8 protein-coding genes and 1 pseudogene are annotated in these 11,935 nt (G+C 64.4%); 4 read left to right on the top strand and 5 right to left on the bottom strand.

The window, feature by feature from the left end; translation table 11 throughout:
• The 5 genes and pseudogenes from rfbG to ACHHRT_RS11355 form a co-directional block, all read right to left on the bottom strand.
• Entirely contained in the window at nucleotides 1–1,092 is a 1,092-nt protein-coding gene (rfbG, locus tag ACHHRT_RS11375) for a CDP-glucose 4,6-dehydratase (RefSeq protein ID WP_395499892.1), read from the bottom strand.
• 3 nt (nucleotides 1,093–1,095) lie between these two features.
• Nucleotides 1,096–1,872: a glucose-1-phosphate cytidylyltransferase gene (gene rfbF / locus ACHHRT_RS11370; protein ID WP_395499891.1), complete on the bottom strand. Its 777-nt coding sequence runs from the start codon at nucleotides 1,870–1,872 to the stop codon at nucleotides 1,096–1,098.
• 19 nt (nucleotides 1,873–1,891) lie between these two features.
• Nucleotides 1,892–3,094 (bottom strand): DegT/DnrJ/EryC1/StrS family aminotransferase, encoded by a 1,203-nt coding sequence (locus ACHHRT_RS11365; protein WP_395499920.1) that lies wholly within the window; start codon nucleotides 3,092–3,094, stop codon nucleotides 1,892–1,894.
• Nucleotides 3,095–3,412: 318 nt separating this feature from the next.
• A pseudogene (locus tag ACHHRT_RS11360) lies at nucleotides 3,413–3,877 on the bottom strand (MraY family glycosyltransferase); the annotation flags it as partial.
• Between the two features lie 188 nt (nucleotides 3,878–4,065).
• Complete coding sequence (locus ACHHRT_RS11355) at nucleotides 4,066–5,022, bottom strand: NAD-dependent epimerase/dehydratase family protein (protein ID WP_395499890.1); 957 nt, start codon at nucleotides 5,020–5,022, stop codon at nucleotides 4,066–4,068.
• Between the two features lie 217 nt (nucleotides 5,023–5,239).
• Here ACHHRT_RS11355 and mutM point away from each other — a divergent pair, with 217 nt between their 5' ends.
• From mutM to ACHHRT_RS11335, 4 genes are read left to right on the top strand one after another with little or no spacing between them, the layout of a single operon-like run.
• Nucleotides 5,240–6,085 carry a bifunctional DNA-formamidopyrimidine glycosylase/DNA-(apurinic or apyrimidinic site) lyase gene (gene mutM / locus ACHHRT_RS11350; RefSeq protein ID WP_395499889.1) on the top strand — a complete coding sequence of 282 codons (846 nt, stop codon included), beginning with the start codon at nucleotides 5,240–5,242 and terminating at the stop codon, nucleotides 6,083–6,085.
• Between the two features lie 56 nt (nucleotides 6,086–6,141).
• Entirely contained in the window at nucleotides 6,142–7,329 is a 1,188-nt protein-coding gene (locus tag ACHHRT_RS11345; protein ID WP_395499888.1) for an efflux RND transporter periplasmic adaptor subunit, read from the top strand.
• Complete coding sequence (locus tag ACHHRT_RS11340) at nucleotides 7,326–10,445, top strand: efflux RND transporter permease subunit (RefSeq protein WP_395499887.1); 3,120 nt, start codon at nucleotides 7,326–7,328, stop codon at nucleotides 10,443–10,445. The genes ACHHRT_RS11345 and ACHHRT_RS11340 overlap by 4 nt, the downstream gene beginning before the upstream one ends.
• 4 nt (nucleotides 10,446–10,449) lie before the next feature.
• A complete protein-coding gene (locus ACHHRT_RS11335; RefSeq protein ID WP_395499886.1) occupies nucleotides 10,450–11,835 on the top strand; it encodes an ATP-binding protein in 1,386 nt (461 codons plus the stop codon).
• Nucleotides 11,836–11,935: the final 100 nt, after the last annotated feature.

Below are 11,935 nucleotides of genomic sequence, written 5' to 3'. Positions count from 1 at the left end.
CTAATCCTTCGCCCATCCTATATTTTTCGCTTTGGCCTGATCAAGGTAGGCCGTCAAGTCGTCAGCGGTCAGAACCCGCCTCTCTTCATAAAAGCCGCGATACCAGTTGATGGTTTTGGCAAAGGTCGCCCCACTCTCCCAAACCGGTTGCCAGTGCAGCCTGGCGCGAGCCTTGGAGCAATCCAGCTTGAGCAGACCGGCCTCGTGGGGTTGATGGGGGTCCGGCTTAAGCACATATTCAAAGCGGTCCCAACAGCTCTTGACGCGACTCACCACTTCACCCACCGTGATACTCCCTTCCTCGGCCGGGCCGAAGTTCCACCCTTCGGCAAAGGAGCTATCACCCTCCAGCAGCTTCTGGCCCAGCAACAGGTAGCCGCTGATGGGTTCCAGCACGTGCTGCCACGGCCGGGTGGCCTGGGGACTGCGGATTGTTACCGCCTCGTTGGCCGCGATGGCCCGAATGATGTCGGGGATCAGTCGATCTTCACTCCAGTCGCCGCCGCCAATCACATTGCCCGCCCGGGCACTGGCCAGCAGGGTATGATGGGTCTTGCCGAATCGAGCGGGGGGGAAAAAAGAGTTGCGCCAACTGGCGGTAATCAGTTCGGAGCAGCCCTTGGAGGCACTATAGGGATCATGGCCGCCCATGGGATCGTTTTCGCGGTATCCCCAAAGCCATTCCCGATTTTCATAGCATTTGTCACTGGTGATATTGACAATGGCCTGAACCGAATCACCGCCCCGGCAAGCTTCAAAAAGGTTTACCACTCCCATCACGTTAGCGGCAAAAGTCGCCACCGGTTCACGATAGGAGCGACGCACCAGGGGTTGGGCCGCCAGATGAAAAACCAGGTCCGGGCGGCAGGCCCTCACCGCCTGACCAAGCTTGTCGGCATCCCTGACATCACCGATGATCGACCGCATGGGGATATTGAGAACCCCAAAGTGGTTCGGTTCCGTTTCCGGGGCCAGGGAGTAGCCGGTAACCTCGGCCCCCAGTTGGGTCAACCAGAAGGCGAGCCAGGAACCCTTGAACCCGGTGTGACCGGTTAGAAAGATTTTTTTGCCCGCATAGATATCTTTGAACATCTTCTACTCCCAGATCTTCCAGGGGGCGTCGCCACTTTCCCAAAGATCATTGAGCTCATTCTTGTCCCGCAGGGTATCCATGGGCCGCCAAAAACCTCTATGCCTGTAGGCGGCAAGCTGCCCGTCACTGGCCAGCCTTTCCAGGGGTTCCCGCTCGAAAACCGTGGGATCGCCCTGCCTGATATAATCGAGCACTCCCGGCTCACAGACAAAAAAACCGCCGTTGATCCAGGAGCCGTCACCTTTGGGTTTTTCCTGAAAAGCCACCACGTTGTCATTTTCATCCAGGGCCAAGGCCCCGAAGCGGCCGCTGGGCTGCACGGCGGTTATTGTCGCGAGTTTTTTCTGTTGCTGGTGGAATGCAATCACTTGCTTGATGTCGATGTCGGCCACCCCATCGCCATAGGTGAGCAAAAAAGGGTCGTTACCGATGTACTCCTGGGCCCTTTTTATCCTGCCGCCGGTCATGGTTTCCCTGCCGGTATCCACCAGGGTGATCCGCCATGGCTCGGCGCTGTGCTTATGCACAATACGCTGGTCGTTGCGCAAGTCGATGGTGACATCCGAGCGATGCAAGAAGTAGTTGGCAAAATATTCCTTAATGTAATACCCCTTGTATCCCAGCAGGATGACAAAATCATTGATACCGTGATGAGAGTATATCTTCATTATATGCCAAAGAATCGGCTGCCCCCCGATTTCCACCATGGGCTTGGGCCGCACATCGGTTTCTTCACTGAGGCGGGTGCCAAGGCCACCGGCCAGAATAAGCGCTTTCATCTGACTGTCTCCTCCATTTTCAAAAAATCGTGGCGCCGGCCACCACTTCGCGCACCACGGCCGCCGTCCGGGCCATATCCGCCGCCGTCAAAGTGGGGTGAACCTGAAACATCAGGCTGATCTCCCCCAGCCGGCGGGCGTTGGGCAGGGGGGTCTCCGGCTGGAGCCCGGGGGCGGCGAAAGCCTTCTCCAAGTACACCTCGCTGCAACTGCCGACAAAACAGGGGACCCCGGCGGCATTGATCGCCGCCTGCAGCCGGTCGCGATCCCAGCCCGACCGCAAACCCTCGGGGCGCACAAAGGCATAATACTTGTAATAGGCCGGTTCGATCCCGGGGGGCACCCGGGGCACCTCCAGGGAGGGCAGATCCCCCAAAGCCTGGTCCAGGATGGCCGCGTTACGCCGCCGGGCGGCCACCCAGTCCCCCAGCTTGCGCAACTGGCAGCGGCCGATGGCCGCCTGCATCTCGGTCATCCGCCAATTGCTGCCCAGGCTGTCGTGGAGCCAGCGGAAACCCAAACCGTCGTGGGGCTTGGCGATCAACTCCCGGTTTTTACCGTGATCCTTGAAGGACCAGACCCGGCGGGCGATCTCCGGATCATTGGTCACCACCAGCCCCCCCTCCCCTCCGGTGCTGATGATCTTGTCCTGACAGAAGGAGAAAGCGGCCACGTCGCCGATACTGCCCACCGGCCGGCCGTGATAGACCGCGCCATGGGCCTGGGCGCAGTCCTCCACCACCTTGATCCCCCGGGAGCGGGCCAGCTCCATGATCGGATCCATCTCGCACGGCCAACCCGCCAGATGCACGACGATGATCGCCTTGGTTTTCTCGGTCAAAAGCGGCCGGATGGTCTCGGCGCTGATGTTCTGGCTCTCGGGATCGATATCGGCGAACACCGGCCGGGCCCCCCGGAGCATAACCACCGAGGCCGAGGCGATAAAGGTGCGGGGAGTCACCACCACCTCGTCCCCGGGCCCGATATCCAGGGCCAGCAAGGCGCCCTCCAGGGCCACGGTGCCGTTCATCACCGCCACCGCGTGGCGGCATCCCAACTGCTGGGCGTATTCCCGCTCAAAGGCCCGGCACTCCTCCCCGGTCCAGTAGTTAACCCGGCCGGAAGCCAGCACCGCCCGCACCGCCTCGATCTCATCGGGGCCATAAAAGGGCCAGCCCCCCCTTTTAACCGGGGCCTGAAAGGCCGCCCAACGGTGATCGATCAGGGGCAGCAGCAGCAGGTAGATGAGCCCCCAGGCCAATCCGATCTGCCAGCTGTAGCTCGGATAGAGCAGCAGCAACAGGCCGGAACCGGCGGCCGCCGCCATCAGCAGCCAGGCCCAGAGAGCCGTCTGCCGGTGTCCCACCCCCGTTCGAACCAGGCGCTGATAGTAGTGATCCTTGTGGGGCCGCCAGAACCTTTCCCCCCCGATGACCCGCCGCGCCAGGGTAACACTGGCGTCGACGATGAAGGGGGAAAAAACCAGCAGGGGAAACAGGGGGGGCCAGAGCCCCAGCGACCAGCCCAACAAACCTAAAGATGCGGCCAGAAAACCCAGGGGAATGGAGCCACCGTCCCCCAGAAACAGCCGGGCCGGATAGAAATTAAAGAGCAGAAAGGCCACGGCGACGGCGACGATCACCAGGGCGAGGACGGCGATATCATGGCCACCCCCCAACCAGGCCGCCACCCCGTAAGCGCCGAAGCCGATCACCGTCATCCCGGCCGCCAGCCCGTCCAGGCCGTCCATGAAATTGTAGAGATTCATCACCCAGGCCACCGCCAGGGCCAGGATGATCATCCCATACCAGGGCACCCCGCCGGGACAGTAAAAGAGCAGGAAGAGCAGGCCGGCCGTCAGATGAACCACCAATCGCAACAGCACCGACAGGGGTTTGAGGTCATCCAGGGCGGAGAAGAGGGCCAGCCCCAGGGCCAGCACCAGCAGCACGGCCAGGCGACCGAGATCCAGCCAGGGCACCACGGCCAGCACCCCCGCCACCATCCCCAGGCCGCCGGCGCAGGGCAACGGCCGCGCGTGGAGCGAACGCTCGTTGGGGATATCCAGGGGCATCCGATGGGAAAATCTGACCATGGCGGCCATGACCAGCCAGGCCACGGCGAATGATGTCAATGCGGCCAGCGCCAAGGGCATCTGCGGCATCATTTTTCCTCAATAACTAGTGGATCAGCTTAGCTTGATTGCAGATAGTGGCGGACGGTTTTGTGCAGCGCCGTGTGCAGGCTCACCGGGGGCCGCCAGCCCAGCAGGGCCGTGGTGGGGCCAATATCCACCTGCAGGTCGGCGCAGAGGCGGCGGGCCTCATCACCCAGGCCGCACAGGCCCATCCCCGCCGCCACGATATTGGCCGGCACCGGCACCAGCAGGGCCCTTTTGCCCATGGCCCCGGCCAGACGGCGCAACAGCTGGGAGGTGGAGAGGTCTTCCCCGTCGGCCGCCAGGATAATTTGGCCGGCGACGGCGGGGTGGACCAGGCAAAGGCCCAGCAGATCCACCAGGTTGTCCAAAGCCACCAGACTGCGACGATTGTCGATGGCCCCGAAAGGCAGGGGCACGCCCCACTTGAGCCAGCGCATCATGGTCTGGAAATTGGCCTTCACGCCCGGCCCGTAAACCAAGGGAGGGCGCACGATCACCACCTCCAGGCCGCTCTCCCCCGCCAGGCGGCGCAATCCGGTCTCCGCCGCCTGCTTGGAGAGGGCGTAAGCCCCCACCGGTCGCGGCAGATCTTCGGCGGTAAAGGGGCGACCCTTCTCACTGAACTCACCGTTGACTTTGATGGTGCTGACAAAAACGAAACGCCGCACCCCGGCCGCCACCGCCTGCCGGGCCAGATTGATGGTGCCGTCCACATTGACCGCCAGACACCGGGCCCGGTGGGCAAACTCCGATTTGGTGCCGCCGCCGTGGACACAGCCCGCGGCATGGACCACCGCCTCCACCCCGGCCAGGGCCTCTCCCCAGGCGGTCTCCGGGCCGATCTCACCCACCCGCACCGGTTGACAACCGGGCGCGACTCCACCCCCGTCACCCCGCAGGGCGGCCCGAACCTCGTGCCCGGAATCAAGCAGGTGTAAAAGCAGAGCGCCACCCACCAGACCGGTGGCGCCGGTAACCAATATCTTCAAACAAAATCACCGATCAGGTAACGGGAACAACAGGTCCATTCGCCGCCGGCCCCAACATAGCAGCATCGGCTGAAAATTGCTCCGTTTTTCCTGGCGGAACGCAAGTTAACCCCATGCTCCCCGCCCCCATAAAGTAGGGGCAAAAAAAAGTTTCCCGATTATATTGATCGGGGCAGATTAACACTAAGCAAGCCAAGGTCCAAACGGAAACGGAAGGATGCCGGAATTACCCGAAGTAGAGGTAGTGCGCCGGGGGCTGGAGCCCCTGCTGACCGGCCACCGGATCGTGGCCGTAACGGGCAGTGGCCTGCCCCTGCGCCAACCGGTGCCAATGGCCCGGCTGCGCGCCCTGGGGATCGGCGCCCGGGTGACAGCGGTGAACCGGCGGGCCAAGTTTCTCCTGCTGGGTCTGGACAACGGCGCCCTGATCCTGATTCATCTGGGGATGACCGGCAAGGTTTATCCGGCCGGCCCCCAAACTCCGACCCGCAAACACGACCACCTGTGCTTTCAGCTGGAGGGGGGCGATGAAGTTCGCCTCAACGACTGCCGCCGTTTCGGCCTGGTGGCGATCTATCCGCCGGAGGAGGCCGCCGCGCCACCTCCTTTAGCCGATCTGGGCCCGGAACCGCTGGATGAAGCAGCCTTTACCGCGGAATATCTGCTTTCCCGCTGCCGGGGCCGCCAAACCCCGATCAAAAATCTGCTGATGGAGAACCGGGTGGTGGTGGGGATCGGCAACATTTACGCCAACGAGATCCTTTTTGCCGTCGGGCTCAACCCCTGGACTCCGGCCGATGCCATTTCCCCGGCCCAGGCCCGGGAGATCGTCGACGCGGGGCGGGAAATCCTGTATAAGGCGATAGCGGCCGGCGGCACCACCATCGCCGATTTCGCCAACGCTGCCGGCGAGTCCGGCTACTTCCAGGTGCAACTGGCGGTTTATGGCCGCCACGGCCAACCCTGCCTCCGTTGCGGCACCGTCATCGAGCGCCGCCCCCAGGCAGGCCGCCCCAGTTTTTATTGCCGCCGCTGCCAACCGGCCTGTCGGCAGCTGCCGTAGACAAAAGCCAAACGGAGGTAAACGGGGACGGATTTGAAATCTCTCCCCCCCATCCTATGATTACCAGAGAAAGAGGGATTAAGATCGGCCTGCCCCTGCTGGTGCTGCTGGCGGGATTTCTCCTGATGCAATTGATGCTCAACCAGCGCCGCCCCCCCGAGCCCATGGCCCGGGAAAGCGCCGGAGTTCTGGTCGAGGTCCTGGAGATGCGGCCCCAGGCCCACCAGGTAGTGGTCAACGGTTCGGGCACCGTCCAGGCCGCCCGGGAGATCAGCCTGGTGCCCAGGGTTTCGGGGCAAGTGAGCCGCCTGGGGGAGAATTTCGTGGCCGGGGGCTTTGTTCGCCGGGACGAACTGCTGATCCAGATCGATCCGGTGGATTACGAACTGGCCCTGAAACGGGCCGAAGCCGCCGTGGCTCGAGCCCGGGTGGCCCTGGAAACCACGGCCGGCCGGGCCGCCGTCGCCCGGCTGGAATGGCAGAATTTCGGCTCCACCGATTCCGCCGAGCCCAACCCGCTGGCCCTCTATGAACCGCAACTGGCCGAGGCGCGGGCCGACCTGGCCGCCGCCGAAGCCGATCTGGCCGCCGCCGCCCTCAATCTGGCCCGCACCGAGATCCGGGCTCCCTTCAACGCCCGGGTTCGCGGCCGGGCCGTGGAGATCGGCCAATATGTGCAGGCCGGAACCGGAATCGCCACCCTGACCGGAACCGACAGCGCCGAGGTGGTGGTGCCGGTGGCCCTGGCCGACCTGCCCTGGCTGACCATTCCCCGGCCCGGCACGCCAGCGCCCGGCTCCGCCGCCCGGGTTCTGCTGGAGGTGGCCGGCCGGCAGCACCAGTGGCCCGGCCGGCTGCTGCGCACCCTGGGTGAGGTGGAGCCCCAGGGCCGGATGACCCAGCTGGTGATCGCCGTCACCGACCCCTACGGCCTGGCCGATCCGGCCCCCCCGGCCATCGATCTCCTGCCGGGGACCTTTGTGGGGGTGGAACTGGCCGGCCGTCGCCTGGAGGAGGTATTCGTCCTGCCCCGGCCGGCCCTGCGGGAAGACAATACCGTCTGGCTGCTGAACGAAGAGGACCGCCTGGCCATCCGCCCGGTCCAGGTGGCCCGCGAAGAGCGGGATGTGGTTTTGATCGACGGAGGGCTGGCCGCCGGCGACCGGGTGGTGCTCACCGAACTGGCGGGAGCCGCCGAGGGCTTGACCCTGCGGGTTAACGCCGGGGAGAGCCCCGCGCCATGAATCGCTGGATCGAATGGATGGCCGCCAACCACGTGGCCTCCACCCTGCTGATGCTCTTTTTCGCCATCGGCGGGCTGATTCTGGCCTTTGCCGTCAAGCAGGAGGTCTTTCCCGAGATCGCCCTGGACCGGGTCACCATCTCGGTGACCTACCCCGGGGCCAGCCCCGAGGAGGTGGAGGAGGGGATTATCCTCAAGATCGAGGAGAGCATCAGCAGCGTGGACGGGATCAAGGAGATCCTGGCCACCGCCGCCGAGGGCCGGGCCACGGTGAGCGCCGTGGTGGACACCGGCGCCGACGGCGACCGGGTCTTGCAGGATATCAAAAGCGAGATCGACCGGATCACCACCTTCCCGGTGGATGCCGAAAAACCGGTGGTGAGCAAGGCCCTGATCCGCAACGAGGTGATCTCGGTGGTGGTGTACGGCGAGGCCGGCGAACGCCCCCTGCGCCAGTGGGCCGAACGGATCCGCGACGACCTGCTGGCCCTGCCGGGGATCTCCCAGGCCGAGCTGGTGGGGGTACGCCCCTATGAGATCTCCATCGAGATCCCCGAAGAGATGCTGCGCCACCACCAACTGACCCTGGAGGGGGTGGCGGCCCAGGTTCGCCGGGCCTCCCAGGATATCCCCGGCGGCACCATCAAGAGCGAGGGGGGCGAGATCCTGCTGCGGACCAAGGAGCGGCGCTATCTTGGTCGTGAGTACGAGGAGATCGTGATCAAGGCCGCCGCCGGCGGCACCCTGCTGCGCCTGGCCGATATCGCCACGGTGCGCGACGGCTTCGAGGACACCGATCTGATCAGCCGTTTCAACGGCCACCCCGCCGCCATGGTCCAAGTCTTCCGGGTGGGCGATCAGAAACCCACCGAAATCTCCGATCTGGTGCGCTCCTACACGGACCAGCGCCGGGGCGATCTGCCCCAGACCCTGGAGCTGGCCCTCTGGAACGACAACACCGAGGTTTTGCGCAGCCGCTTCAACCTGCTGCTGAAAAACGCCGCCATCGGCCTGCTGCTGGTTTTTGTTATCCTGAGCATGTTTCTCGAACTGAAACTGGCCCTCTGGGTGATGCTGGGCCTGCCGGTCTCCTTCCTCGGGGCCCTGCTCTTTCTCCCCGGCTTCGATGTCTCGATCAACATGATCTCGCTTTTCGCCTTTATCATGGCCCTGGGGATCGTGGTGGACAACTCGGTGGTGGTGGGAGAGAGTATCCACGAACACCGCAGCCGGGGCACGGAAAGACTGGCGGCGGCGGTGGCCGGCACCACGGAGGTGGCGGTACCGGTGGTCTTTTCGGTGCTGACCACGGTGGCCGCCTTCCTCCCCCTGCTCTTCATCACCGGCACCATGGGCAAATTCATCAGCAACATCCCCCTGGTGGTGATCAGCATCCTGCTGGTCTCCCTGGTGGTTTCCCTCTTCTGCCTGCCGGCGCTGCTGGGCCGCACCCCCCACCGCCCTCCCCCGGCCAACCCCCGCCACATACCCTGGTCCGCCCGGCTCTACCTGGCCCTCAACCGCCGGCTGGAACAGCTGATCAACGGTCCCTACCGGCGCACCCTGGATTTCTGCCTGCGTTACCGGGGGCTCACCCTGGCGGCCTCCCTGGCCCTGCTGATGATCGCGGCCGGCTTTGTGGGGGGCGGCCTGATCAAGTTCCGTTTTATGCCCGAGGTGGAGGGGGATACCATCCTCGTCGAGCTGGAGATGACCCAGGGCATCCGGGTGGAGGATACCGCCAGGGTGGAAAAATTGATCACCGCCCGGGCCATGCAGACGGTGGCCGAGTTCGATGCCCAGCGTCCCGACGGCTCCACCATTTTGCGCCATGCCTATTCGGTGATCGGCGCCACCGTGCCCGGCGGCGGCCCCGGCGGGGGCAGCGCCGGAACCGGCACCCATCTGGCCAATATCATCCTCTTTCTCCAGCCCGGCGAGGTGCGGGATCTCCCCGCCGCCGAGGTGGCGGCCCGCTGGCGCGAACTGGTGGGGGAGATCCCCGGGGTCCGTTCGCTGACCTTCACCACCAACCTGATCCGCTTCGGGGCCAATATCGATGTGCAACTGGCCCACGACGACTTCAATATCCTGCTGCTGGCCCGCGACCGGTTGAAGGAGGAGCTGGGCCGCTATCCCGGGGTCGGCGATATCGCCGACACCTTTCCCGAGGGCAAACGGGAGCTGAAACTGACCTTGAGCCCCGAGGCTCGCAGCCTGGGAGTCAGCGAGGAGGAGCTGGGCCGGCAGGTGCGGGCCGCCTTCTTCGGAGCCGAGGCCCTGCGCCTGCAGCGGGGCCGCAACGAGGTCAAGGTGATGGTCCGCTACCCCGAAGAGCAGCGGCGCAGTGTCTGGAATCTGGAACAGATGCGGGTCCGCACCCCCACCGGCGGCGAGCTGCCCCTGCCCCGGGCGGCCCGGATCGAGGAGGGGCGCGGTTTTGCCGAAATCAACCGCAGTGACCGCAAGCGGGTGGTCAACGTCAGCGCCAGTGTCGATCCCCGGCAGGGCAACGCCGAGGAGATCCTGGCCGCCCTGCGCGTCGGCATTCTTAACCGGCTGGTGGCCGACTACCCCGGCCTGAATTATGATCTGGAGGGGGAGGAGAAGGAGCGCCGCGATTCCATGGGCAGCATGCTGCGGGGTTTCCTCATGGCCCTCTTTGCCATCTACGCCCTGCTGGCCATCCCCCTGCGCAGCTACGCCCAGCCGGTGATCATCATGGCCGCCATCCCCTTCGGCATCGTCGGAGCCTTGCTGGGCCACGCTTTGCTGGGTTATGATCTGAGCATGCTGAGTGTTTTCGGAATCGTGGCCCTCTCCGGGGTGGTGGTCAACAACTCCCTGTTGCTGATCGACCGGATCAACCGCAACCGCCGAGAGGGTAGTCCGGCCACCGAGGCGGTGGTCGAGGCCGGGCAGCGCCGTTTCCGCCCCATCATGCTGACCTCCCTGACCACCTTCTTCGGGCTCTTCCCGATGATTCTCGAAACCAGCGTTCAGGCCCAGTTTCTGATACCCATGGCCATCAGCCTGGGCTTTGGAGTCCTTTTTTCCACCTTTATCACCCTGGTCCTGGTCCCCACGCTCTATATCACCCTGGACCAGCGGAGTTGAAATCATGCCCACCCCTAACACCAGCCGGTCCCCTCTCCCGCCCAACGACAGCTCCGGGATCGTTTTAAGCTGGCTGCTGCGTCTGCGCTGGTGGGTGATCAGCTGCCAGATCCTGCTGGTGGCCTCCATCATTCTGCTCTTCGACGTGGCCGTACCCTTGACGGTGCTGGGGCTGATCATCGGCTTTCAACTGATCGGCAACCTTTTTTTCCGCCACCTGGCCCGCCGGGGCCGGAAGTTGGGCGAAAACGCCTTTACTGCCGTTCTGCTCACCGACATCCTGCTCTTCACCGCCCTGCTCTATACCACCGGCGGCCCCATGAATCCCTTCACCTTTCTCTATCTGATCCATATCGCCCTGGCCGCGATCCTGGTCCACCCCCGCCGGGCCGCCCTGCTGGCCACCGCCGCCAGCCTGGCCTATTTCGCCCTCTTCATCCTGCCCCCCTATGCCCCCTCCCTGGATCTGGGGCTGGCCTCGCTGGACACCTTTTTCACCCCCTGCCATGTCGGCAGCGACACGGTGGATTTGTTCGGTTACGAAGTCTCCCCCCACCTCCAGGGCATGTGGGTGGCCTTTGCCATCACCGCCTTTTTCGTTGTCTTTTTCGTGGGCCAGGCCCACCAGGCCCTGGAGGCCCACCGCCGGATGGTCCGCGACCTGCGCGAGCAGCAGATCAAGAGCGAAAAACTGGCCTCCCTGGCCACCCTGGCCGCCGGGGCCGCCCATGAGCTCTCCACCCCCCTGGGCACCATCGCGGTGGCCAGCAAGGAGATGCGGTTGCAGTTGAACGAGGAGTGCGAACACGGCGATCTCGAGCAGCGACGGCAAACCCGGCTGGAACTGCTGGAGGATCTGGACCTGATTCGCGGCCAGGTGGATCGCTGCAAGGAGATTATCTATCAGATGGCGGCCGACGCCGGCGAGCATCTGGGCGAAGAGACCCGGAGCTTCCCCTTGGCCCAGGCCATGGCCCAGGCCTTGAGCCACTTCAGCCCCGAGGAGCGGCAGCGAGTTCTGATGGATGACCGGGCCGGCGACCTGCGGGTGCGCATGCCCTTTCGCACCTTGAGCCGGATTATCCGCGGCCTGGTCAAGAACGGCCTGGACGCCTCGCCGCCCGATGGCTCCGTTGAGCTGGAATCGGCCCGCCGGGATGGTTTTCTCCTGATCACCGTCCGCGACCGGGGCGCCGGCATGGATCACGAGACCCGGCAACGGGCCGGCGAGCCCTTCTACACCACCAAGGAGCCGGGCCAGGGTTTGGGCCTGGGCCTGTTTCTGGCCCGGTCGGCGGCGGAACGGTTCGGCGGCCGCCTGGAGATCCAATCGCTCCCCGGCCAGGGCACCACCGTCCACCTCAGCTTCGCCCTGAACAAAATCAGCTGACAGCCACCACTGCGACCTAACCCCTTGTTAACAGAATGGTTGTTCTATAATAAAGAGCCGTGGTGCGACATCATGTCGCTCCGCTCGACTGATACTGCGT

Source organism: Desulfurivibrio modestus, assembly GCF_044068625.1.
Classification (GTDB): domain Bacteria; phylum Desulfobacterota; class Desulfobulbia; order Desulfobulbales; family Desulfurivibrionaceae; genus Desulfurivibrio.
Note: the sequence above shows the minus strand (reverse complement) of the source record. Positions and strands in the feature narration are given on the sequence as shown.